The following is a 26,305-nucleotide window of genomic DNA, read 5'->3' on the forward strand; positions in this document are numbered from 1 at the left end:
CCCATGAGCATCTTAAATGCAATAAGAAATAAGATTGCCCTAAGAGTGGTTGCAGTGGTAAGTCATCAGAAACCTTATGTCAGTAATCAATTAATTGCGGCATAAATTATATTAAAAAATACTTGCATGAGTCATAACAATCATCTCGAGCGAAGGAGAGATCTCCTGACCAAACCAGATAGCTGCGACGAAAATATCCAGAGAAAAACAAAAAAACCGGCTGGGATAGCCGGTTCTTAAAACATACTTTATTTGACCTTATTAGAAATCCTTAAGAAAAATCATTTCCACAAACTTCAATTACATTATTGGATACCGCCTTTATCTCTTGCTCAAGGGCTTTTGGATAAATCAGCAAAATTTTGCCATCGTCAACTACAATATAATCATTCAGTCCTTTAATCACCGCTACTTTATCCTTCGGAATCTGAACCATACAATTCTCTGTCTCGGCCAGATTTACCCGGTGACCGGAAAAAACATTATTGTACTGGTCTTTGTCAAGCACCTCATAAAGGGAGGCCCAGGTCCCAAGGTCCGACCAGCCAAAATCACCCGGCACAGTATAAACATTGTCGGCTTTTTCCATGATGGCATAATCAATGGAAATATTAGGCGACAATGGGTAATATTCCTTTATAAAATCTTTCTCGCCTTCGGTATTGTAAAAAACCTTTCCTTTATTAAAAAGATCATAGATCTCGGGTGCATGTATTTCCAAAGCTTTCAATATCGATTTTACATTCCATACAAAAATGCCGGCATTCCACAGGTAATCACCACTGGCCACAAATTCTTTAGCCTTTTCCAGGTTTGGTTTTTCCAGAAACTGAATCACCTGATGTATCTCACCTGAGGTGGTCGGGTTATATTTTATATATCCATAACCTGTATCCGGTCTGCTTGGCGAAATGCCTAACGTAAACAACCTGTCATCTTTATCTGCCCCATCAAGCGCTATCCGGATCTTCTCCAGGAAAATATCTTCCTTCAATATCAGCTGATCTGAAGGGGCAACGATAATATTTGCTTCCGGATTCAGGTCTGCGATTTTAAAGGACGCATAGGCGATGCAGGGTGCGGTATTGTTTCTGGTAGGTTCCGCAATAATATTTGATACCGGCAGCTCCGGTAATTGCTGAGCAATCAAACCCGCATACTGATCATTACTTAAGATATATATATTCTCGGGCGGACAAAGCTCAGAAAATCGCTCAAAAGTGAGCTGCAACAATGATTTTCCAGTACCTAAAATATCAATAAACTGCTTAGGAAAGTTATTCCTGCTTTTTGGCCAGAAACGGCTTCCGATGCCTCCTGCCAAAATTAAAACGTAGGTGTTTTTCATTAATTTTATAGGTTAAAAATTAGAAAGCATTATCCTCACCGTGCATCACATTTAATACGGTCATAAAAATAATTTTCACATCGAACATAGAATCCCAGTTTTCCAGGTAGTGGATATCGCATTTCACACGGTTCTCCATATCCTCGGTCGCTTTTGTCTCTCCCCTAAATCCGTTAACCTGCGCCCAGCCGGTTATTCCGGGCTTCAAAAACTGTCTCACCATATACTGGTTGATTATGGCTTTATATTCTTCGGTATGTTTCAGCATGTGAGGCCTTGGACCAACTACGCTCATGCTACCCATAAATACATTAAAGAACTGGGGCATTTCATCTAAGCTGGATCTTCTCAGAAATTTACCTATAGGCGTAATTCGGTCATCATCCTTAGTGGCCTGCTTCTTATCACTGGCATCATTCACCTTCATGCTCCTGAACTTATAGCACCAGAAAGGCTCATCATTCCTGCCGCTTCTCAGCTGTTTAAACAAAACAGGTCCTTTGCTTTGCATCTTTATCAGTATAGCGATTAAAGGATAAAGCCAGCTCAAAATAAAAATGATCACCAAAGAGCTGAATACCACATCAAACAAACGTTTTTTGAATCTGCTGCTCATTTCTTCAAGTGGCTCTTTACGGAGCGTTATGATGGGAAACTCACCCCCCAGATAACTTACGGTGTAAGGAGTCCCTAAAGACCCTCCGAAATCAGGAATAAATTTAAGCCGGATACAATGCTTTTCGGCTTCCAGCATAAGTGGCTTCACATCGGTCATTCTTTCCGGCGCCACGGCAACGTAAAGATCCACCACACCATTACCCGCAGCCTCTGCAAGCTTGGTACAGGTCGCTTCAGAAAGTTCATTCCCACTCACCGAAAACATGTGCTCATCACCACCAACAATGCCACAAAACTGTATGTTCCTTTGTTTTTGGAAATAATTCGAAATCCGGACAGCAGTTCGGTTTGAGCCCATTACGGCAACTTTTTTCGCACCGTTAAACCGGGTTAAGAAATAGTACTGTATCGCAGTACCCAAGAAACGGTTCAATAAGAAAGAAAAGCAAAGCAGGACATAAAAGGTCAGCAGGAAGGTTTTCGAAAAGTCATGATCCTTCGACAACATCAGGTATCCGGTAAACAGGACAATGTGCAAAGCTACACTTCTCCAGGTTCCTCGATAGATCCTGGTGAGTTTTCTGGCACCATACAGTGTATACAAACCAAATACGGCGGTATTAAATAGCCAGATTAAATTGCAAACCACAAGATAATGCTGGTGAAGTTCATCTGGAATTGACTTTCCAAAACTAAGAGAGAGGTAATATGCGCTAAAATAGACGATGTTTAGCATAATTACATCAGTAATTAGCAAAACATATCTGAGGAGGTAGATGTAACGTGTTAACATAGGAATTCAGGATTAGTATTATCCGCAATTATAATTTCATAGTACATTCGATTTGATGCAAACCCAAGCACTATACAGGTACCGATGACTCGGACACCTCCTGTTGTTAAGACTTTTTTTATTATCATAGGGAGTGATTTTTATTTATATGTCTGTTATTAATGGTATTTTCTGGTATTTCGTCGTTTAATTCATATTACGGAGAGGACTTAGTGTAAAACATACACAAATTTAAAATTTTTAAGCAGAAAAAAGAATATATTTGATATAATTTTCAGCAAAAAAGTAATTTTACATCAATAAATCAACAAAATTCAAACCAAAAAATACTAAAACTATACTTTTAACATTAAATAATCAACAACTAAATGTAAATAAATTGTTAAAAGCAATATTTAACCAAAAAATAACATCAAAAATGTAAGAAAATCAAAAAATAATTCGTTTTATCCTGTACATCGAACACAAATCACATCAACCCTATGAATTTTATCTACCCTATTATCAGATCTTTAGTACTTTTTCTATTTATAACCTTTACGGTTGTCGTCAAAACAAACGCCCAAATTTTCGATAAAATCCAGACAGAAGCCGAACTGCAAGCCACGGGAACCACCGGAGATGTAGTACCTTTCTGGATGCGCTCAAATCAATATGGATCCGTACCGCTCGAGGGCGTATCCGGCAGTCTTATCCTCCGAGCATATAAACCTTACAGCCAGTACCTGCAAACCGACAGCAATAGCAACAGAAAAAAACTAGTCGACTGGGGCATGGGTTTCGAAGGAAGAGGAAATGCAGGCAATAAATCCAACCTCACCCTAATTGAAGCCTACGCAAAATTAAGAGTTGGCGTATTCCAGCTAAAAGCCGGCAGAAGCAAGGATGTAATGGGACTAAACGGCGACACCTCATTAAGCTCAGGTAACTTCACCATGTCAGGGAACGCACTGGGCATCCCTAAATTAGAGATCTCCATCCCGAACTACTATACGATCCCGGTATTCCAGGGCCTTTTTTCCATAAAGGGAAATTTCGCACATGGCTTGCTCGGAAAAATAAAAGGCTCCACAGAAAGCAGCTATTTACATCAAAAGTCCCTTTACATGCGGATCGGCAAGCCCGACTGGAAACTAAAACTCTACGGAGGCTTCAACCACCAGACTTTCTGGGGCAACGAAAAAGATCTTTACGGCGCGGACTTCGACCTATCCAAATTCGAAACACTTTATTATGTCTTCCTGGGAAAAACATATAAAGGCAAAGGCGTTGGGCGCTCCAAGATCGGCAACCAGATCGGATCACTGGACCTGGGTGCCGAATACAACTTCGAGAAATTCAAGATCATGATCTACCGCCAGAACTTCTATGATGTTGGGGCATTGGCAAAGCTCGCCAACATTGCCGATGGTCTAAATGGGGTCAGCATCGAAAACAACGACAAAAACACCAAAATCAGCGGATTCAAATGGAAAAAAGCGCTATTTGAATTCTTTTACTCCAAAGATCAGGCAGGCTATCCATGGTCTAAAAAAACCAAGTCCGGCGACGAAGACTACTACAACAATGCCTTTTACCGAAATGGCTGGTCTTACTTTGGACCAGGGATCGGAAATCCCCTGATCACGCCCGCAAGCGACGCAAGAGAAGGTCAGGCATCAAAAAAGGCAGACTATTTTATCAACAACAGGGTTGTAGCAGTACACCTGGGTTTTGAAGGTGAAATTGATACCTGGACGTTTGCAACTAAAATCACTCATTCCTGGAACTACGGAACCTTCGGAACAAGTATTTACGGAAATACAACAGGAAACAACAGCAGCCCCAGGTCCAACAACATATTCATCCCGGTTCAGCAATTTTCAGTCTACCTTGAAGGACTAAAGGCGTTGAAAAATAATTACAGGATTGGTTTTGCTACAGCGCTGGACCAGGGCAAGCTTTTAAATAATTCCTTCGGAGCGTCGCTTCGGTTGATCAAAGGCTTTTAAGCCCCCTGGTCAACTACCGAGAGCACTTCCCGCTCCCATAAATTTGCAGGGTAAACCCCCTGATCACTAAGTTTTTGAAGTTGCGCCTTCACAATGGGCGCATCTTCTTTGAACGTAACACCAAACCACCTGGCCTCGGTAGGAATCACTTTCACCGCACCTTTCCCCGAGTTAATCAGCGTATCGGTTACCTCAGGAATCAGGAATTCTGCTTTCAGGTCATCCAGATTCGCATCCAGGAATTTATAATACTCCAGTTCACTCCAATTCACAAAGGCCGGCGTAAAACAGAAGAAATTCATGCTAACCTTGGTATCTAAAGCAAGCTCAAGATCAGCCCCTGCAATTTTAGTAAATGCTTTTCCGTCTTTTTTGTAGATTTCTTTCCGTTCTGTAATGCCAATAATATTACCATCGGCATTCACATTGATCTCTCCCCTGGTAACCGATCCGTTATCACTTAACGTATTTTTCAACTCATATCCAACACAAGCATACTTGCCATCCTCAATACCATTACTCAAAAAATCGAACGATTGCTTAAAGGCATCAAACCCGTAAAAGTCATCTGCATTGATGACCGAGAAAGGAGCATCCCCAGCTGCTTCTTTAAAGACTTGGTTCCTATAGACTGAACAATAAAGCCAATCGACCTTAATTTGTCTGCATCCAGCAAATTTCGTCCGTCAAAAATTTTTGCCGGCTTCAACATGCCGTCATAAATCCTTTCCCAATCGTAATCCTTAAACTCGTCCCACTCCGTAAGCACAGCTATTGCATGCGCACCTTTACACACCTCATAAGGATCAGCCCCAACACCTATACTCGCCCTGTTCTGCTCAGCAGTTCTGGAACCCAAATAATCCAGATCCGCATAAACCTGCCTTTCAACCACCTTCGGATCATACACCCGGAGTTCAGCCTGCTCATTCAACAAATAATCTGCCACATAGATCGCTGCAGATTCACGGGTATCATTGGTATCCTTTTTAAAAGCCCAGCCCAAAAACGCAATCTTTTTACCCGATACCGTATTGTAAAGTTTACGAACAATATTTAACGCAAATCTTTTTTTCTGATGATCGTTCATAATGATCACCTGCTCCCAGTAATCAGCTACCTCCGTCAGCCCGAATGACCTCGATATGTATACCAGGTTTAAAATGTCTTTTTGAAAACACGAACCACCAAAACCTACAGACGCTTTCAGGAACTTAGGACCGATACGACTATCCATCCCTATCGCTCTGGCAACTTCATTTACATCCGCTTCAGTTTTCTCGCACAACTCAGATATCGCATTGATCGAAGAGATCCGCTGCGCCAAAAATGCATTCGCAACCAATTTAGAAAGCTCAGATGACCATACATTAGTTGTTAAAATACGCTCTCTGGGAATCCAGTTGTTATAAATTTCAACCAGCGACTCAATAGCACGCTTGCCTTCCGGCGAAGAATCCCCACCAATCAGCACCCGATCAGGATTCAGCAGATCTTCCACCGCAGTACCTTCAGCAAGAAACTCAGGATTAGACAATACCTGGAATTCGATATCATTGCCTGCATATTGCAAAATATCCTTTATCGCCTCTGCGGTCCTTACAGGCAGGGTCGATTTCTCCACAATAATTTTATTTGACTTCGAAACTCTTGCAATCTGCCTTGCACACAATTCAATCCATTTCAAATCCGCGCCCATCCCCTTGCCCGAACCATAAGTTTTGGTTGGCGTATTCACAGAAATGAAAATCATTTGCGCTTCGTCTATGGCTTTATCCACATCAGTAGAGAAAAAGAGATTCCTACCCCTGGCTTGAGCAACCACATCGCTAAGCCCCGGCTCATACACCGGCATATTGTCCATATCCTGGTCGTTCCAGGCAGCTATCCGGGCCTCATTCAGGTCCACCACGGTTACTTTTATTTCAGGACACTGCTTAGCAATAATCGCCATTGTAGGGCCACCTACATAACCGGCTCCGATACAACATATGTTTGTAATTTGCATGATAAGTTAACATTATTTAAGTAAAACAATAAGGATTCAGATGATTTTTAATAAAACTTAACAAAAAGATAACATTGATCGTCATTTTTTTTGCATAAAACAACCAAATGCCTTACAAATATATAATTTAAGCTACAAAAAGAACAAGACTTCCCATTTTTAACAAAAAAATAATATTAAAATAACCAATTATTCATAATAATATATCATTATAGTAATAATAGAAGGCAAAAACTCAAGCTTTAAGCACATATAAACTAAAAAAGATAAAAAAATTTACTATTTTATCATAAATAATTACCAATTCTCATCATATAACCTTATTTTTACAAACAAATAAGGCAAGCATACACAAACAACACCACCAAATTGTTGTTTTTGCCTCAAATTTTAAAAAACAAGTAAATCATTCCCAATTAAATCATCCCTATTTATGAAGAAAGCACTTATCACAGGTATTACAGGACAAGACGGAGCATATCTGGCAGATTTGCTGTTAAAAAAAGGTTACGAAGTGCATGGCGTTAAACGTCGCAGCTCGCTATTCAACACCGACCGTATTGATCACCTCTATCAGGATCCACACGAAAGCGACATCCGCTTCGTATTACATTACGGAGATTTAAGCGACTCAACTAACTTAATAAGGATCATTCAGCAAGTACAGCCTGATGAGATTTATAATTTAGGTGCAATGAGCCATGTTCAGGTAAGTTTCGAAACTCCTGAATACACCGCCAACGCCGATGGCATAGGAACACTCAGAATCCTGGAAGCCATCAGAATTCTGGGGCTGGTAAAGAAAACAAAAGTATACCAGGCCTCAACCTCTGAACTATATGGTCTGGTACAGGCAGTGCCACAGTCAGAAACTACTCCTTTCTATCCGCGCTCACCTTATGCGGTTGCAAAAATGTACGCTTACTGGATCACGGTCAACTATCGCGAAGCTTACGGTATGTTTGCCTGCAACGGCATACTTTTCAACCATGAAAGTCCATTACGCGGAGAAACATTTGTAACCAGAAAAATMACTCGCGGAACGGCTAAAATCGCACTGGGATTGCAGGATAAATTATACCTGGGAAATCTCGATGCACGAAGAGACTGGGGACATGCCAAAGATTATGTTGAAGCCATGTGGCTGATCCTGCAGCATGACACCCCTGAGGATTTCGTGATCGCAACAGGAATTACCACTACCGTACGTGATTTTATCAAAATGGCCTTTGATGAAGTAGGCATCACCCTTGAGTTTACCGGCGAAGGTGTAGACGAAGTAGGAACAGTTGTTTCCTGCAGCAATCCGGACTACCTGGTCGAAATCGGGAAAGAAGTTGTAGCAGTAGACAAGCGTTACTTCCGCCCTACAGAAGTGGACCTATTGATCGGTGACCCTTCAAAATGTAAAGAAAAATTAAAATGGGAGCCAAAATATGACCTGGCAGGATTGGTCAACGATATGATGAACTCAGATTTACAGCACTTCCAAAAGGAAAGAATGCTAAAAGAATCAGGATATGCAGTTAAAAATCAATTTGAATAAAATGCATCATTATGTTAGTAAAAAAACGACTTCTTTCCATTGATGTATCAAGTGGATCGTACAACGAATTTATAGGCGCTATTCTTAAATACGCCATAGAAAGGGTTTCATCTTACGTTTGTGTTGCCAATGTGCATATGCTCATTGAGGCACACAACACCCCTAAATATGCAGATGTGGTAAATCAGGCCGATATCGTAACTCCAGATGGTATGCCTTTGGCGCAAGGCTTCAAATATGAATACAACCTGAAACAGGACCGCGTAGACGGAATGAGTCTGCTGCCTGCACTCCTTGCCGAGTGCGAGAAAAGCGACCTGTCTGTTTATTTCTACGGTGGCGATCAGAAAACACTGAACACCGCAGAAACGTATATCCGCGAGGCTTATCCAACTTTAAGGGTAGCAGGCCTGTATTCCCCACCCTTTCGCAAGCTTACTGACGCAGAAAAGCTGGAGGATGAGCAACGGATTAAAGATTCCGGCGCTCACCTGATCTTTGTTGCCCTGGGCTGCCCTAAACAAGAAATGTGGATGGCCGAAATGAAAGGCAAAGTCCCTGCATTAATGATTGGTATCGGAGGTGCACTACCTGTATTCACAGGCGCACAAAAGCGGGCACCAAAATGGATGCAGGACAATAGTCTGGAATGGGTTTATCGCTTAATACAGGAACCAAAAAGACTATTTAAGAGGTATTTAACAACAAACAGTAAGTTTTTATACTTGCTTGCCAAAGAAAAACTGAAAACCAAGTCATGAAACATACTTCAAAAATCTATATAGCCGGTCACAACGGTATGGTCGGATCTGCAATAGCAAGAAAATTGCAGCAACAAGGCTATACCCAAATTATCACACGCAGTTCAAAAGAATTAGATTTAAGGAATCAACAGGAAGTAAACGACTTTTTCGCAACCGAAAAACCGGAATATGTATTCCTGGCCGCAGCTAAAGTGGGCGGTATTATGGCAAACAATGTCTTCAGGGGCGAATTTCTATACGAGAATTTAATGATCCAGAACAACGTGATCCATGCCTCGTACCTGAATGACGTGACCAAACTGATGTTCCTGGGTTCGTCCTGCATCTACCCCAGAATGGCACCACAACCCTTAAAAGAGGAATATCTGCTCACAGGCGAGCTGGAGCAAACCAATGAGCCGTATGCCATCGCAAAGATCGCCGGCATTAAAATGTGTGATGCTTACCGGTCACAATATGGCTGTAATTACATCTCTGTTATGCCTACCAATCTGTACGGCCCTAATGACAATTACGACCTGAACAACTCACATGTTTTACCCGCATTGATCAGAAAGGTAATTGCTGCAAAAAACAATGCAGAGCCTTCAGTGACCATCTGGGGCACAGGAACACCAAAAAGAGAGTTTCTATATGTAGATGATCTTGCGGATGCCTGCATCCACCTGATGGAAACTTACAACGAACCAGGCCTGGTTAACATTGGCGTAGGCGAAGACATCTCCATTAAAGACTTAGCCGACCTTGTGGTAAAAGTTGTGGGCTACCAGGGTGAAGTCATCAAAGACCTTTCTAAACCAGATGGCACACCCAGAAAATTAATGGATGTAAGCAAATTAAATGCACAAGGCTGGAAAGCAAAAGTATCCCTCGAAGAAGGAATCAAAAAAGTATATAATGAAGTAAAGGAAATGAATTGGAATTAAGTCCCTATTAATACCTAACCTCCCTAAGCTGAGAGGACGCACCACATCGGGCGTCCTCTTTTTTTGATCCCTCTGGTCATKGTTTTCCCTAATGTCAACACCGTGATTTTTGCATCCATACACCTAAACCTCCTGTTGTTACACGATTAGCGCATTTTTTAAAAATCTCCTGGCAAATCTGTTTTAGCAATTTTCGACAATCCATTTCTTTAGTCTACCACCATACTATTCGGTCGAAACCCATTCTTTGGCCTAAGCACTTGGGTCAACAAATTGGAGAATATAATCTTCACCCTCTTTAAATGCATTGCTATATTCCAGTATCTCCTGCATTTTAGCCATATCCTCCCCAACCAACACAGAACTAAAAAGCTGTGCTCTTTGCAGCATCCTGATATAGGTATCTGGCTCTTGTCTTCGGGTAAGCCCGCGTAATCCTCCAAGGTAATCTTCTCGAAATACTGTCGGAATGATAATCTTAGTCTGTCTTGCTGAAACCAATTCAGCATTCATCATCACTCGTGCAATCCTTCCATTTCCATCATCAAAGGGATGCACCTCACTAATCATAAACATCATATAAACTGCTTTTGCAAAAGGATTCTTCAGCCCCTTATAAAAATCAAAGGCTTGCGTCAATGTCCCGGTTACTAACCCATGGTCTACAAATGATGTATCGCCAGCCTGATTGTTTCTGGCCTTAAATAACCCGGGGTTTTTCGAGGGTCTTGCGCTAAGTAAAATTTTATGCCGATACTGGAGAATTTCCATAAGTCTGTCGGGAGAATCAGGAGTAATTGACATTTCTTTGGTGTTATTAACCAAATGGTAAGTCCCCAGAATGTCATGTGAATCTTCGTCTCTGGAGGGTAGAGGCCTGCTAGTTTCTATGATTTGCTTCGCTTCTTCGATTTCGAATCTAGTACCCTCTATAAAATTAGAAAAGTATGCTTCAAAAAAAGCAAAATTACGAAAGGCCAGCTGAGTTGTATTTCTTTCGGGTAGATTAACAAACTCCCGTTGTTGCAGCTCTACAAAAAGCTTTTCAAACAGTGCGATCCTTACAGGATCATAAGGATGACCAAACGCTCTTGCAATAGCTAGAGGAGATCTTAAAATACTGGATGGTTTCGTGGTCAGAATAGCACCGACTAATTTATTAAGCTTCTCGAATTCTTTTTGCATCCCCAATTCTTCGCTGATATGACGTGCCTGATCACGGAATTCGTTAAGCCCTTGTTCACCACGGCTCCTTGCAATATTATCCAATCGTTCTTCTAATTCAGGTATGGTTAATGTTTTAGATTTGGGGCCGGGCTTACGTGATTCCTGAAGATTCTCTAAGAATGCCCGTTCCTGACTGGATGCACGCAAGTTTTCATTTAAAGTATCCCTTTCCATTGTCCCCGGACCTTTCATAAGATTTAAAGTAATTCCAGGAAGTTTAACTATCCGCTGTGAAGGATAAGTAAAGAACATATCACCCGTACTTGTGGGTTTATACTCCAAAGCTGTACGATGACTCAACATAATCCCTGGAAACAAATGACCAATGATTTTAAAGAGGTTTCTCCGAATGATGGTTTCAGGAGATTCATTTAAATTAGACGTATAAATCCTGGGAGCAATCTTCTTAAGCTGCCCTGATCTTTCCAGATAGGAAATACTTCTGCTAATCGAAGGATTACTTGAAGAAAATATAATTTCCTGCAAATGTAAAGGAGTGTGCTTATCCATAGTTTGAAGATTTAGGATGCAAAAATCTAAGGTCAATTTGACTTAAATGGGAGCGTTTGTTAAATTTTTAATTACAATAATGTTAAAATTACAAATTTTTAAGCATAAGTACAAAATCAGAATTTTAATTGACACCCTTTACGTACCTCAATACTGACTTTCGAAGAAGATCGAAAGTTACAGTCAGCATTATTAAAGAATAAAGCAAATGGATACCCTGCAAAAATTCAATGCTAACTCAGCATAAAACCAGAAAAATGTTAAATTTCTAATCGCAATTCGATAACATACCCAAATTTCTCAGGATAACACCGCCGGCAGTTAGCTATAACCCTACCCACATATCCAAAAACGCTGAGATGAGGAGCTACGAAATATTATGCATGCTTTTATCCTTGCCCATGTGATATCGGTAACTATCTATAAATCTTTTTATACGATCAATCCGGAAGTATATCCAGCGCCGGCTGCCGGAAAATGTCAATTTTTAAATTCACTTTGAGACGCGTTTTCTACAACAGGGTCCCAAACATCTTTTTGGGTAAATACCCACTAGAACTGACAGGCCCAATATGTGAAATGAACTTCACGAATAAAGAACCTCTAGCTAATCATGCTATTCAATTCCCTCAAATGATTACTCAATTCCTCTTCCGAGTCAAACCTGTCCTTAATTTTCCTGGCCGGGTTCCCGCCATAAATACTATACGGCTCCACATCCTTGGTCACTACAGATCCCGCGGCTATAATTGCTCCGTCATTGATCACCACCCCCTGCATTATCGTTGCACCGTAGCCCACCCAAACATCATTGCCAATCCTGGTCACCAGGCCCTTGCCCTTCCAATCGTAGCTTTCTTCACGAATAGACGAGGCAATCCTTATCGGCGTACCTACCTGCTGAAAATGATGGTCATACCGCCCAACAATACCCACCCTGTTTCCAAAGATTACATAATCGCCAATCACACAATCCGTCTCTATTAACGAATCTCTCCCGATGTAAAAATGCTTACCGATCTTAATCTGATTTTTCGCCCACAACCTTACCCTTACACCCGCATGGAAACCCTCTGCAATATCGTACCTGGCCCATTTTATTTTGGCCAGATACAAATCCCTCAAATCCTTTATTAAGCCTACTACACTCATTTGAACACCCTTTGAAAAATTGTTTCAATTTTCGAGATGATTCTCGATACCAATCCCATTTTAAGGATAAACTTATTTTGATAAAATTGATTTACCTGAACTTTATGCGGCAAGGAAAAGCTCATCCGTTCTTCGGTATCCAATGCAGGCAAATACCTTCTGCCGGAACCATTGGTATGCGTAGCGAACTGGTCAAAACCATTGTTAAATACCTTCGAGAAAACCGGATAAATCGTCAACCCGCCCTTCCTGAACTGATGGTAGAACCAACGTATCGCCCAGGAATCGAGGCGACCTTCCATTTGCTCGGCCAGCATCTTGTTCAAATCCGAACCGCCAACAGCAAATTCTCTTTGTGCTCTGGAATCCTTTTTGAAAAGCGCATAGTCTTTAACCGCCCAATCCACATCCGACCAGCGATCTTTCCAGGTAGCCCAGCCCCAGGACCAACCACGCTTTAAGAAATAAGCATCATCATGATCATCCTTAGACTGCCCCAGGTTAAAAGCATAACCCGAAATAGAAAATGCCGCCGGATCCGACTTGTATTTCTCCAGGCAGGTGTTCATGAAGGTAAGAAAATTACTGGTGGTACTCAGGTCATCTTCCAGCACAATAACCGTATCAAATTTCTGAAAAACAGAAGTAACGCCGTCAATGATCGACTTCGCCAGGCCTTTGTTTTTCTCTGCCTCCACTACTGTAATCGCTTTAAATCCGGTTATGGTTTTTATAAAATCTCTAACCTGCTTTACAATCACTTCATCCTTTTCAACTTTGGCAGCATCAGAGAAAATAAAGAGCTCGCTATCCGCTGCGAGTTCGTTTTTTGCAAGCGCTTCAACCGTAGTTTTCAGGGTATCCAGCCGCTTATAGGTAAATAATAAAATTGGRGCTATATTCATTTTTTTAGATAGGGTTTGATTATTTTTTTTGCGGATAAGAATTTTTATTTTCTCAGTCCGATGTTCGAAACATTAATTTGTTTTAATCCTTTTAAAGCAGCCCCTCGGGGATCCTTACCAAGGGAAATCGTATTGCTGTCTAATACCGATTTATTCGACGAAAACCGGCCAACATTTATACATAAACTATTTTTGAATTTATTTGGTCCCGGCCTGTAATCATTTGAAGCCAGCTTCTTTAAATAGGGATACCGCTTTAGAAAAAGTGCCGAATTTGAATTCACATCACTCTTCAGCTTCTTGCTCATCTCTTTTGTACCCATCAGCGCCTTCCATTTCTCATCAGTCCAGGAAGTCATGGAAACCGCCAGCCCGCAGTTCACAAAGTTATTGTCGGCAAATGTATTGTCCCCGCCGCCATTTATATGAACTGCACCAAACTTCTGCTTACCCTGTACAGATCCACAGTTTTTAAAAACATTACTGTCCACCTTAATGCCTCCACTTCCATCGTCTATGTATACCGCGGCAACCATATAGCCTCTGGGGCTCACCAAATTCTCAAAAAGGTTGTTATGGATCCGCGTCCCTGTTGATGAGCGGTCGCGTCCCGTATACACCGCGCCCTGGTCATTTATTTCCTGCACCACATCTTGAATTTTATTGTACGAGATGTCATGATTATTTCCCCAGTACATAATTGCCTGTCCCTGGCTATCATGAATAAAGCAGTTCTTTATGGTATTGCCTACCCCACCCAAAAATATAGCCGGAGAACTCACCCAATTCCTTCTTGCATAATTGTAAATCTCAGTATTATCTATTATGTTCCCTGCCGGCAATAGATTTTGTCTATCACCTCCTGTCATGAAAACACCTCCGGTTCCGGTATTGTAGATTTTGCACGATTTTATGGCAAAAGCCGAGGTCTTATCAAAAGAGATCAGCTCTTCATAACTCTTATACAAAGATTTATCAGCAGTGTTCTTTCCAATCCCGATACCCACCGTACCCAGGTTCATTATCGTACAGTTCTTGATGTTAATGTTTTTGGTGCCCTGCGCATAAATACCCATATCCCTGCCATAACCAATTTCCAATCCGCTTAAGGTTACATTATTTGAATTGATTAAGGAAATGATAGGCGTACTGCACACAGAAACAAAGAGCTCATCTGCCAGATCACCCGAATGGTAAAAAGATAGAATCCCGGTTGTTCTGTCTAAATAATACTCGCCTGAACTGTCCAGTTCTTCCGGGATATTGTAAAAGAAAAACCTCCTGAAAGGCGATGCCTCATCCGTACTTTTTACGCCATAACTCGTAGTAGCATCTAAAGTTATTTCATTTCCATCGATAGATTTAACCGGCACATTATCGTTTGCAAACCCATTGGCCAGAAAACCACTCACCCATACCTGGTCCGATTTCTTCCATTTTGCGGGCCGGTCTCCGCTGTACGCAAACACCGCCCCTGCCTGAGCACCCGTCACACGCTTATCCTTTATTCCCGGATTACTAACCTTTCCAATAGACAAAAAGCCCTTGTTTGGCCACCTGGCCAGCTCCATAGCCTGACCTTTATAAAACAGCTCCAGCGGAGCGGTAACGGCATTTCTATGGCCATGCTGCTGCAACTCACCATAGTCGGCGATGCCTGCTTTCTTCAGGTCAATCTGATAAATGCTTGCAGCAGTTTTCTTCACAGCAGATCTATCAATTTTAACTCCTCCGCTAAGCAGCACCTTTTCGCCTTTATAATTGGCAATGGTAAGCTGCTTCACATTGTCGTTACTGCCAATGTTTATTGTTTTATCCGTAAAATAAGTGCCACCCCTGATCAGGATGGAAACGGATCCACCTTTTACGGAGGCAGCCTTTTGCAATGCGCCATTTAAGCTGCGCAAAGGCTGATCTATGCTTCCGGCCGACTGATCGTTTCCACCAGGAGCAACATAAAAAATCTTATCATTATTTTGAGCGAAAATATTGAATGAACAGAGAAGAAAAAAAACCAATAACCTCATACTTTTCATAATTAATATTTCAAAATGTATCCTATTAACGTAAACTGTTGCGCAGCTTTAGTTCAGGAAAAGCCGGCCAAAATGATCGGTAATTGTCTTGGCCTTTTGTTTTTTAAAATGACTGAATTTTTCCAGATAAGAATGCTCAGCATCTATGCTAAACTTAATCTCGGTATCCGGTTTGGTATCAATCAACAGTGCTTCAAGATCAAGGTCCTTAAACACATTCACCAGCTTATGGTGCAATTTCAGATCCGTCAGAATAATAGGCACCGTATTGTTTAAAATAGACAATAAAGCTACGTGCAAGCGGTTTGTATATAGAAATCTTGCACCCGCATAAAGGCCAATAGCCTGTGCAAAGCTCAATTGCTTATCCAGCAGCTTACACTTGTAATTGTTCCGTTCTAAAATGTCTTTCAGGTACTGTAAAGACTCCAGGTCYTCTACCACCTGATAGGCCAGAACAATCTCTTCATTTTTTACAATCGTATCTGCAAACATCCGCATCAGGTTCACTGCAATCTGATCCAAATAAGCCTTGTTCAGCTCCTTACCCTCAATATCACCCCTTATAGAAACCACCACATAATTGTCGCCCTTATAATCCAGCTCAACGCGGTCAATTACAGCTTGAAAATCACCGATATCATATAAAAACGCCAGGTCATCAATCAAAGAAAGATTGTTAAAACCCTTCTCTTTCAAATGGTCATAATTATTAGAATCCCTAACCGCTATATCGGTATAAACGTTCGAGAGTTTCCTTTGATCAGCATAGCCGCCATCAGAGTATGGGCCCAAACTCACGCCCCACCTGAGCACGCCTATTTTGGCGGTCTTCAATACTACCGCTCTCAAAAAATACTTATAAAACTTAAACTTTGCCTTAGCCGCATCCTTACCTTCAAAATAGGCGCCCGGAGGGTCAAAAACGAAGTCAACCTTACCAATAACCGAGGCTAAATTCAGCCACCTCAGTACCGGTTTACCCTCAAAAGCCTTAATCCCCTCAACAATAACGATGTTTTTAGCAAAGGGATTATTTAAGGTCACCAGGTCATACAATGAGGGCACTTTACCATCTATAAAAACCTTTCCGAATTTTGATATTTCGCGTATCAGCAAGGCATTGATCAAAACATCACCCAGGTTAGAATCCTTTATTCTCGAAGGATATATAAAGCTCTTCATAACTAAAAATTTACCGTTTGTTTGTATAAATCATAAAACTCCTTTTCGATCTCCACAACATTAAACTTTTCCGCATATTCAATCCGTTTTTGGGCCGAATCATCAACCTCACCTTCCGCAAACTCCGTATATTTTGCTTGCAATAAGCTGGTCAGCTGCGGGATATCATCAACAATAAAATCCTTTTCTATGCCTTCAATGATCTCTGTTATGCCACCACCATCTTTAAATACAATTGTTGGTTTGCCCAGATGCAAACATTCAACTGCAACCAAACCAAAAGGTTCAGAGCTCGATGCAAACACACATAAATTCATTACCGCCTGGTAATCGATCACATTGGTTTGAAATCCTGCAAATATTACTTTTTTGGTTATCCCCAACTCTTCTACATAAGCCGTCAGCTTTTCTCTGGTCTCTCCATCACCAACCAGCAATAACATCACATCATCGTTATTCTTTTGCATCTCAAAAAAAGCCTCAATCAAATACTCCACCCGCTTCCAGCTGATAAACCTGGAGGTGGTGCCTATAATGAACTTTTCATTCAAGGATGGAAACTCCTCCAGTGCCCGTTTTTCATTCCAGCTATCCTTAAACAGAACCCCGTTATAGATCACCGAATTAGATGGATTTTTAACCCCCATCTTAATCCAGAAATCTTTTGTGTAGAGTGAATTATTGGTCACCGAATCGCAAATAGAATTCAGAAAGCGCACCAGCAATCTGGTTTTCGCTTTAAAAGAAATGGTATCCGGCCGGCCGTCTACTCCCGCACTATGATTGGTATAGATGATCTTCGCCTTAGAAAAGCGCAGCGCCTCAGCCATTAGCGGCTTAAAGATATGCAGGTGAACAATGTCGTGTGTATTGGTGATCTTCAGGATCTTTTTATACGTCCTTATGTTATAGTCAAAAGGATTTAGCTTCACATAAAAGATCGGGATTCCCGTATTAACGATCCGTTTATTGGCAACCGCATCTTTATCCTGACAGCAAAGTATACTCACATCAAGCTCCGGATTCTTTGCCTGCGCCTGGGTTAAATAAAAGAGAAAGGCTTCAATTCCGCCAAAAAGGAAATCATGAACAACGTGGACAACTTTAACTTTACACATATACGTTAATTTTATTGTTTAAAACTTATTACTTATAAACCAGCTCTCTGGAAATATTGATCACATATAAAGCGACGCATAAAACGGGGACAGTTCCTAATAATGTGCTCCCTGCAATATTGCCCAGGAACAGGAAAAAAATGTAATATTTTGCGTAGGCAAATTCATTCGGCACCCGGGTTCTCAAAGTAGAGATCAGGAGTTTGAAAAACAGGAACAGCCCTACAAAACCAAAATATAAAAATATAGAGGCGTAGCCCACATCAGCAGCCACATAGCCCTGAGAGCGCCCATACTTATCTATAAAATCTCCGTATTTTGATTTGCCAAGCGAGTACCTGCCATTGCCAAGCAAATCGGTGATCACATTCGGAGAGACCTCTGTAAAATAAAACCGGTAAGCTCCCACCCTCGGGTTCTCATCTCCTTCCTTCTGACCGGAATACTCCGTCTCACTTTTTTCAATTAATGCAGAGATCACCGGACTCACGATCAAAAGCACCCAAAAGGCTGCAACAAAGCCAAAAACAACCAAAAGCCTTTTCATCAAACTCAGGTTATCCAGAAAATACAGCAAGCCTAAAATGAAGCTGAAAATAATCGCCTGTCTGCCCAGGTGGAGCACAATGGTCACAAACAATACCACACATACCACCACCCATTTCTTATTAAAAGCATACTTTATTTTCGAAATGGACAGAAAATAGGCAAGGTAAAGCGGACCTGCCCCAATCAAGGTGAGCCTTATTCTCGAAATCCCGCGACTCGTATCAATCTCCTTATCCAACTCACCGTAGCCTTTAAACAGCCTGAACGGGGAAACCGCCAGCCCCACATAAAAGCAGACCAGGTAAATGGCCACAAACACCCATATAAAGCGCTCCACCTCATTCATTTTGGGTTGGCTCTTTGCTAAATAGAAGTAAAACAGGAACGAAAAATTAGGGATGGTCGAAATGAAGGTATCCAGGAAACCCTGTTTCCAGAACAGCGTTGCACAAAATACGGAGATGAAAGTAAACAACGACATCGTCCTTATGACATAAGAGAACCTGTCCCTGTACGACCCGAATATGTAATTTCTCGAATAGAAGATCATCCCGGCTAACAGCACATAATAGAATGCCTTTAACAGGTCATCATTTAAATTTAATGGCCTGAAAAAGAAGAAGTAAGAAAGATTAAAGATCAGAATGAATGAGATCAGTTTCGACTTCTTTTCTATCTGCTCTTCGCTTTCTATCTGCTGCTCGGGTAAAAGTTCTTCAGTAACTGTCATTTAGTATCTATTACAGGGAGTCAAATAAAAATTTAATTGAGTCTTCCCTACGTTCACTTAATAATTTCGATGGAATGGTATAGTCAATAGGCGCAGTCACATCAGCCAGATCGTCCGTATTTTTGATCAACCGATCCTTCAGCCCCAGTACCTCCAATAAGTTCAATACCCTGTAAGGGTTAGAATTCTTATAAATGCTGTAAAAGTTCTTTTGGAAAATAAGGGAGAAAGTAGTTCCGTGGAAAGAATTGGTTACCACAAACCTGGCATTATCAAACAACCAGATGAATTCATTAGGCCCGACATCCTCTAAGCACACATCAACCAGATCGGCTTTCTGTTTTTTACTGCTGATGAACACCACCTTGCAGCCTAATTTTTTAGCAATGTCTTTTGCCAGGTTAATGCAAACACTATTGTTGTCAAAGGTATAGATCAGTACATAGTCCTTTGGTATTTCGCGCGACAGCGGTTTGGCAATCGTCCTCCACTGCTCACCGGTCAGCAATAATGTCGGATCCACCACCACCTGCACATCTTTATCCATAAAGGTTGAAATCTGATCCTTTAAAAACTGCTCCCTTACCGAGATGTTCTTATAGGCACCTAAAGATGCAGTTAAAGTCTTCCTGTCGCCATTGGCGAACTTATGCGCACCCGCACTGGAGGCGTACGACAATCTTTTTACCCTGTCGTTTCCAAAGGCCAGCAAGTACACAGGATCCAGCTTGCCTCCGGTAAACTGAGGGTTCCAGATCTGATCGCTGCCACTGATCAGTACATCATATTGCTTACTGTTTACATCCACCTCAGTAAGGTTCTTATAAGAACCCTTACTCAAGGGGATATACTCGGTAATAAACTCTTTGATCTTATTTTCTTTTTTAACCCCTTTTTTTAAAATAAAGTGCTTTACAAAATGTTTCGCATTCTGCTTTAGTGATCTTCTGCCGTCGTACAGTTTATGATTGTATTTCAGATCAAGATCCTGCTGCTGATAATCGATACACTCTATATTATGTGTTTCCAGTGCCCTGCATAAGCCATAAGCCTGTAAAACGCCTCCATAGTTGTACACATTATGGAAGGTAACTAACCCAATATTCTTTGTTTGTTGGTCTTTCATGTCCTTATAAAATTTTAACCACTTCTTCTGCATCCAGCCTTGGCGAGGATGCTATTTTAATTTTCTCAGGCAGGTATCCGCAGGAAACCACCAGACCCACTCTTTCATTGTTCGGGATGCCCAGCAGCTGTCTTAATTTCAAATCCCTGTGCACCTCCACGCTCCAGTTCAAAGGGCAGGCACCAATGTCATATCTGTGCAGCGCATACAATAGCGACATCGCAAACATCCCTGAATTCACAAAAGATTCATTTCTATCATTTGGGCCCTGGAAAACTGAAATATCAGCTGTGATCACAAACAGGGTATCAGCCAGATGCCCAAATCCCCTGTTGCCATATTGCAGTTTCAGCACCTCCTGCTTCATCTCAGCAGATCTGACCATGTAAATCCTGTTCACCTGCCTGTTGCAGGAGGTAGGCGATTTTAGCGCCAGCCTTACGCACTTCATCAACACCTCTTCGGGAATCAGCACATCGCTGTAATTTCTGGAGCTGTATCTGGAAAGGCAGAACTTATCGAACGACGATTCCCTGTGGGCGAAATAAACGTCTCTGTCAAATTCAAATTGTTTTGGTGTTTCGTATGCGGTAATTCTCAGCCTTAATTTGGCTACCTGATCGGTAATGGCCTGCTTTAACGCAAAGCTTTTTTTGTCATGGAATTCAACATATTCTTCCAGTACATTCATGGAATGAACGAACTCCAGACTAGATAAATTGTATTTTTTATCCAAATACATATTCATCATATCTATCAGTTCAAGCACAACAGGCTCCCCAAACCCAAGCCTGGTATCGGGCATGGTCAGCCCCTTCTCCAAAACATGGTAATAGATGGTTAGCTTGCCTTTAAGTTTGTTTTCAGTATCGAAGGTTTGATAAACATTCGAATTCTTAATAAATCGATTAAAATCGTAAGCATAAAGTTTCGACAACTTGGCTATGATTTTAACTTTTTTCGGGACGATTTTTTTTATGAAAGACATATAATTAAATTTTATTATCTTATTTATTTTCCGGCGAATTTCACCTGAATTCCGGATAACTTTTTTGTAAGGCCTTTTGCAATTCCGGCCACCATATCACGTTCAGCTTGCACAAAGCCGTAATTCCATATCAATAACGAGGTAGAGCAGAAGCTCAGTGCCAGTACCACACCCAACCTAATAAAGCCCTCCGGCATAAAAAGTCCCGGTAAAAATGACACCCCTATTCCCACTGCAGTAATCACCGCAACCTTTAGAATGATATTCTTGAAAAAAGCACTTATAGACAAGCCCGTTAAGGTGTGAACAATCCTTAGCCTGATCACCAGCGAAATCGCTTCGAGGCACAGCCCGCCAATTAAAACTGAGTAGGCCGGATAACCGGATCTAAGCAGAAAATACGAAAGTGGCAAAGTGAGTAAAACGGTGGACCCTACAACGGACTGATATAGTTTAATCTTGCCAGTAGCCTGAACTGCTGTTTTCAATCCAGTCGACATCTGACTAACGACACTGGTCATCAGTACAATCGTACAAAAGGCAGCAGTATACTGAGGTACATTGGATAACCAGAACTTCAAAATAAAGGGCATTTCAATGAGCATGGGAATAACCATGAACAGCAGCAAGAAAACAGAAAACTTACTGGATTGAGTAGCCAGTCTGATCATCCTTTCCCTGTCGCCCCCCCCTTCACTTTTAACGATCTGCGGATTAAAGGCCCTTACCATCATGACCGAAAAGGACTGCATTTGGGAGTTAACCTGATTGGCAACCGCATAAGATGCATTGATCTTAGCGCCATAGAACCTGTTCAATATGATGCTCAGCCCCTGAGAGCTGGCCACATAACACAAGGCCCCAAACAAATTCCATCCTGCATACGAGGCCATTTCCTTCAGCAGCGTGTAATTGGCCGAAAAGCCGAAACTAAACTTACATTCTGCATACTTTACCGAACACCAGATCGTCTTGATCATCCTGATCAGGATAGTTACCGCAGCAATCAGAATCCCGTAGGTGATCAGCTTATCAAAGTGTGTATACAACAGGTAATAGGCAATACCCAGTTTCAATACCGCCTCCAGAATACCACTTAACGAATCAAATAAAAGATCTTCGTTTGCATTAATTGCGGCATCGTACGGCACTGCATTTATGGTAAAAAATGTACTCACCACCATAAAATGAAAAACATACTTTGCCGTTTCAATCCTGGCGGCCGGTATATTCAGCACGCCATCAAAAAGAAACAGTCCGGCAATTTCCAGCAGGGCAACAACCAGCAATCCAATAATTAAGTGTAGGGTGATACTGGTTTTAAATACCTCTTTGTTTTTGTCTACTTCCCCCTTTCCAAGGAAAAACGAGAGGTAGCGCTGGGTAGTTACCGTCATCGCGCCGTTCAAAAAAGAAAGCATCAGAATAACCCCGGCCAGCAAATTAAAGATACCAAAGTCCTCTGTTCCCAGAGATTTCAATATCAAACGGGTCGAAAACAATGCGATAAACATGGTAATCACCACTTTTCCGTAAAGGAAACCGGTGTTGTAAAAAACTTTTTTAGCGGCTTTCATATTACCCTTTAAAAATTCGTTTCCAGAAACCTTTTTTCGCTATTTCCTCTCCATAACTGCCATAGCCGTAACCATAGCCATAAGCATAGGAATCAGACAGCACGATATCGTTTATTACTATTCCTATTTTTTTCATTTTTTTGGTACGGAACAGATCATCTACAATATGCAGCTGGTTTTTAAGCGTAAACTTATGCCGCACTAAATACAGGCAAACATCAGCATGGGGCTCAAGCAACTGGGCATCGGTAATTATACCTATTGGCGGGGCATCAATAATTATATAGTCAAACTGCGTTCTGAGCTCATCTATTAACTCCTTGGTACGCGGATTTAACAACGTTTCCGCAGGGTTTGGCGGGATAGGGCCAGAACTTACAATAAACAGGTCTTCGTGGATATCCAGAGGCTTTACAATATCCTTAGCGGTAAGGCTTTTGTCGACAACGTAATTGGTAAAACCAACACCATTGGAGGTATTTAATTTACCAGACATACCCGGTTTTCTTAAATCCAGCTCCATCAGCAACACACGCTTTCCGGTAATGGCCAACACATTGCCCAGGTTAATTGCCACAAAGGACTTTCCCTCTCCAGACATGCTGGAGGTAAGCAAAATAACCTTTGTTTTTTCGTTTTCGTTATGGTAAAAGGACAAATTGGTTCTTAATGCCCTGAACTGTTCTGAAATGGCAGACCTTGAATTGTCAGAAACAGCCAGGTTAGCCGAATCATCACTATGGCTAATTTCTCCTAAAATCGGAACCTCTGTGGCTTCAGTAATGTCCTCCTTGGTATTTATTTTATTATTTAAAACATCCAGCAGGTAGATGATCCCAATTGGGATGGCCAGACCCATAAACAAACCAACTAATGCCACTACAGATTTCTTTGGACTAAAAGGCTTAAATTCAGATTTTGGCGGATCAATAGTCCGCGAATTCGCGATATTAGAGGTTTTGGAAATCGCCGTTTCCTCACTCTTTTGCATCAGGTAGATGTATAGCTCCTGCTTAATCTGTTGTTGTCTGGCCAGGTTTAAATAATTTCTTTCGGTAGCAGGTATCTGCTGAACTTGTCCTTCAACCGATTTCATCTGTCCTTGCAACTGCGCCTTGGTAATCTCCAATCCGTTTTTAGTAGAGATCAGATTGGCCAGCATATCCGTGCGCATGTTCTTGATCTGTTTATCCAAATTGGTAATCACCGGGTTCGTTTCCGTTACACCAAGCAATCTTCTGTCGCGGTCTAAAAGCAAGGCATTATACTTATCAATTAATCCCGTAAAAACCATATCTCCCGGCAAAATTGAACTGGGTAGTACGCGGTTTCCACTTTCATCTTTTAAGTATTCCTGCAGATTCGATAGGATACTCAGCTGCGTTTCTACCTTCGACAACTCATTCATAAATGAACTGGTATTTTGCACCAGCAATTTAGATTGCTCGGTCATGTCGGCAAGGTTGTTTTTTTGCTTAAAACCCTGAATGTTCCCTTCCAGGTCACCCAGTTCCGAGCTGATAAAGGCCAGCCTGTTCCTTATAAATTTAATGGTACTGTCGGCAACTTCGTTTTTATCATCAATATTTCCCTGAACGTACTTATGAATGAGCTCGGTTAAAATGTCCTCACCTTTTTTAGGAATGGGGTGATTAATGGTCAGGTCAATTACCGTGATCAGCTTATTTCCAACTGATACGCTCAGGTCGTTCATTAATCCGGCTACCTTCTCATCTATGGAAACAATAGAGAACTTATAGCGTTCATCTTGAACAAAAAGCTGTCCGGGTGTTTTGGTAATGATAAATGTCCCGACTTTAGGGAAAGTGATTTTACCGTTAAACTCTACTACAGTATCTAACAGGCCAGATTTTAGCGAGATTTTGCCATTTTTCAGCAGTTCCAGATCAAAACCTGTTGCTTTAATGGTATCTTCCGGTACAACAAATTGAACTGTAAACGGGCTTTTGTAGATTTCTATGTCGTTAACACGTCCCTTTTTAATATAGGTAATATTAAGGTGCATGTCCTTTACCACCTGTTCCATCAGATACCTGGTCTGCAGAATTTCTGCTTCATTATCTACAGTGCTTTTGGTGCCAAGCAGGCCACCAAGATCACCAAGCGCATCGGCTGCGGCGCCAAGCGCGCTACCTCCCTTTTTTTCATCGTTTACTAAAACCCTTGCCGAAATCCRGAACATAGGGGTGGTGTATCGCAGGTATAAATAGGCCAGGCCTAAACAAACTATTACCGATAACAATATTAATGGCCATTTTCTGATAATCTTGGGCAGTAGCTTGCTAATATCCAGGCYTTCATCTTTTGGAAGTTGATTTGATCTTGTACTCATAGGGGATGATTACTAATGAAAAAATGATTAAAGCCTTGTAATTAAAATAATTAAAACGGAGAGCGCTGATCCGAGTATTGCAAAAGTCTGGGTTCTCGATGCGTTGTTCGCAGCTATACGTGCCTTATTTGGCTCTACGTAAATCACATCGTTCTGTTTCAAATAAAAATATGGGCTGTTAAATAATTCTGAGGAATTCAGGCTAAAGCGGGCGAATTCTTTCTTACCGTTGTTGTCACGGATAAGCAATACATTCTCTCGTTTGCCATAAATGGTGAGGTCGCCGGCAAGGCCAATCGCATCTAAAATGTTAACCTTCTCATTCGGCAAGGTATAAGCTGCAGGTCTTACCACCTCTCCTAATATGGTAATTTTGAAATTTGCGAAGCGTACCTGAACACTGGGATTGTTATAAAGTTCGGCAGCTTTTTTTCTGATAAGATCTCTTGCTTCAAAAGTAGTCAATCCCACAAGCTTGATCTTTCCAATAACCGCCAGTTCAATCTCTCCGTTCTTATCAACCAGATAACCGCTAACCTGCTGCTGACCAATGGTAGATGCTGAACTTGCTCCTAAGGCCTGTCCGGTGGTGGTTTGATTAACCACTGCCGAGCTTAGCGGATCTATTGTAAAAATAGACACAGCAAGTATGTCGTCGGGCTGAATTACAGGGTCTGTAAATTGAGCCGTCTTTTCCATTGCAGATTTATCTGCTAGGGAAATGTCCTGAAAGTACGGGACGTTCTTGGTGCTGACGCAGGAAGTAATAAACAATGTAATTAGCAATCCTGCTAAATTCTTTAAAGGGATACTGGGTTTTCTTTTTCTCATAGGTAGGTAGCAATAGTCTATAAT

Annotated in this window: 20 protein-coding genes; 4 read left to right on the forward strand and 16 right to left on the reverse strand. The window is 41.4% G+C overall.

What is annotated here, in order from left to right:
• Positions 1-271: 271 nt before the first annotated feature.
• Positions 272-1,348 (reverse strand): mannose-1-phosphate guanylyltransferase, encoded by a 1,077-nt coding sequence (locus AC1DG9_RS10850; protein WP_337718142.1) that lies wholly within the window; start codon positions 1,346-1,348, stop codon positions 272-274.
• 19 nt (positions 1,349-1,367) lie between these two features.
• Positions 1,368-2,759, reverse strand: a complete 1,392-nt coding sequence (locus AC1DG9_RS10855; protein WP_172661985.1) for an undecaprenyl-phosphate glucose phosphotransferase — start codon at positions 2,757-2,759, stop codon at positions 1,368-1,370.
• 482 nt (positions 2,760-3,241) lie between these two features.
• Here AC1DG9_RS10855 and AC1DG9_RS10860 point away from each other — a divergent pair, with 482 nt between their 5' ends.
• Positions 3,242-4,750 (forward strand): capsule assembly Wzi family protein, encoded by a 1,509-nt coding sequence (locus tag AC1DG9_RS10860; RefSeq protein ID WP_337718140.1) that lies wholly within the window; start codon positions 3,242-3,244, stop codon positions 4,748-4,750.
• Here the strand turns inward: AC1DG9_RS10860 and AC1DG9_RS10865 are convergent.
• A complete protein-coding gene (locus AC1DG9_RS10865; protein WP_477634623.1) occupies positions 4,747-5,274 on the reverse strand; it encodes a hypothetical protein in 528 nt (175 codons plus the stop codon). The two genes, AC1DG9_RS10860 and AC1DG9_RS10865, sit on opposite strands and share 4 nt — an antisense overlap.
• Positions 5,271-6,758 carry a UDP-glucose 6-dehydrogenase gene (locus tag AC1DG9_RS10870; RefSeq protein ID WP_477634624.1) on the reverse strand — a complete coding sequence of 496 codons (1,488 nt, stop codon included), beginning with the start codon at positions 6,756-6,758 and terminating at the stop codon, positions 5,271-5,273. Before AC1DG9_RS10870 ends, AC1DG9_RS10865 begins: the two co-directional genes overlap by 4 nt.
• A 433-nt stretch (positions 6,759-7,191) precedes the next feature.
• Here AC1DG9_RS10870 and gmd point away from each other — a divergent pair, with 433 nt between their 5' ends.
• The 3 genes from gmd to fcl are packed head-to-tail and all read left to right on the forward strand — an operon-like array spanning position 7,192 to position 9,994.
• Positions 7,192-8,304: a GDP-mannose 4,6-dehydratase gene (gene gmd, locus AC1DG9_RS10875; protein WP_172661989.1), complete on the forward strand. Its 1,113-nt coding sequence runs from the start codon at positions 7,192-7,194 to the stop codon at positions 8,302-8,304.
• An 11-nt stretch (positions 8,305-8,315) separates the two neighbouring features.
• The gene (locus AC1DG9_RS10880; RefSeq protein ID WP_337718138.1) at positions 8,316-9,065 is read left to right on the forward strand and encodes a WecB/TagA/CpsF family glycosyltransferase; all 750 of its coding nucleotides are present in this window, start codon (positions 8,316-8,318) and stop codon (positions 9,063-9,065) included.
• A complete protein-coding gene (gene fcl / locus AC1DG9_RS10885) occupies positions 9,062-9,994 on the forward strand; it encodes a GDP-L-fucose synthase (protein WP_288883489.1) in 933 nt (310 codons plus the stop codon). Before AC1DG9_RS10880 ends, fcl begins: the two co-directional genes overlap by 4 nt.
• Before the next feature lie 252 nt (positions 9,995-10,246).
• On the opposite strand, the gene AC1DG9_RS10890 is transcribed toward fcl, so the two are convergent.
• From AC1DG9_RS10890 to AC1DG9_RS10945, 12 genes are all read right to left on the reverse strand, one after another.
• A complete protein-coding gene (locus AC1DG9_RS10890; RefSeq protein WP_337718136.1) occupies positions 10,247-11,731 on the reverse strand; it encodes a Fic family protein in 1,485 nt (494 codons plus the stop codon).
• A 603-nt stretch (positions 11,732-12,334) separates the two neighbouring features.
• Positions 12,335-12,883 (reverse strand): CatB-related O-acetyltransferase, encoded by a 549-nt coding sequence (locus tag AC1DG9_RS10895; RefSeq protein ID WP_172661992.1) that lies wholly within the window; start codon positions 12,881-12,883, stop codon positions 12,335-12,337.
• The gene (locus tag AC1DG9_RS10900; protein WP_317171721.1) at positions 12,880-13,836 is read right to left on the reverse strand and encodes a glycosyltransferase family protein; all 957 of its coding nucleotides are present in this window, start codon (positions 13,834-13,836) and stop codon (positions 12,880-12,882) included. The genes AC1DG9_RS10895 and AC1DG9_RS10900 overlap by 4 nt, the downstream gene beginning before the upstream one ends.
• Positions 13,833-15,815, reverse strand: a complete 1,983-nt coding sequence (locus AC1DG9_RS10905) for a right-handed parallel beta-helix repeat-containing protein (protein ID WP_337718134.1) — start codon at positions 15,813-15,815, stop codon at positions 13,833-13,835. The genes AC1DG9_RS10900 and AC1DG9_RS10905 overlap by 4 nt, the downstream gene beginning before the upstream one ends.
• Before the next feature lie 57 nt (positions 15,816-15,872).
• Entirely contained in the window at positions 15,873-17,009 is a 1,137-nt protein-coding gene (locus AC1DG9_RS10910; protein ID WP_337718133.1) for a polysaccharide pyruvyl transferase family protein, read from the reverse strand.
• A 2-nt stretch (positions 17,010-17,011) separates the two neighbouring features.
• Positions 17,012-18,127, reverse strand: a complete 1,116-nt coding sequence (locus AC1DG9_RS10915; protein WP_337718131.1) for a glycosyltransferase family 4 protein — start codon at positions 18,125-18,127, stop codon at positions 17,012-17,014.
• A 28-nt stretch (positions 18,128-18,155) separates the two neighbouring features.
• Positions 18,156-19,406, reverse strand: coding sequence for an O-antigen ligase family protein (locus tag AC1DG9_RS10920; protein WP_288883498.1), 1,251 nt, complete (start codon positions 19,404-19,406; stop codon positions 18,156-18,158).
• A gap of 10 nt (positions 19,407-19,416) precedes the next feature.
• Positions 19,417-20,532 carry a polysaccharide pyruvyl transferase family protein gene (locus AC1DG9_RS10925; protein ID WP_337718129.1) on the reverse strand — a complete coding sequence of 372 codons (1,116 nt, stop codon included), beginning with the start codon at positions 20,530-20,532 and terminating at the stop codon, positions 19,417-19,419.
• A gap of 4 nt (positions 20,533-20,536) precedes the next feature.
• A complete protein-coding gene (locus AC1DG9_RS10930) occupies positions 20,537-21,520 on the reverse strand; it encodes a nitroreductase family protein (RefSeq protein WP_288883500.1) in 984 nt (327 codons plus the stop codon).
• A gap of 23 nt (positions 21,521-21,543) precedes the next feature.
• Complete coding sequence (locus tag AC1DG9_RS10935) at positions 21,544-23,097, reverse strand: MATE family efflux transporter (RefSeq protein ID WP_288883501.1); 1,554 nt, start codon at positions 23,095-23,097, stop codon at positions 21,544-21,546.
• 1 nt (position 23,098) lies between these two features.
• The gene (locus AC1DG9_RS10940) at positions 23,099-25,450 is read right to left on the reverse strand and encodes a GumC family protein (RefSeq protein WP_477634625.1); all 2,352 of its coding nucleotides are present in this window, start codon (positions 25,448-25,450) and stop codon (positions 23,099-23,101) included.
• A gap of 27 nt (positions 25,451-25,477) precedes the next feature.
• Positions 25,478-26,305 (reverse strand): polysaccharide biosynthesis/export family protein (locus AC1DG9_RS10945; protein ID WP_477634626.1); only part of this gene is annotated, 828 nt, incomplete at its 5' end.

The sequence above is a fragment of the Pedobacter sp. 05L430 genome (assembly GCF_056397585.1).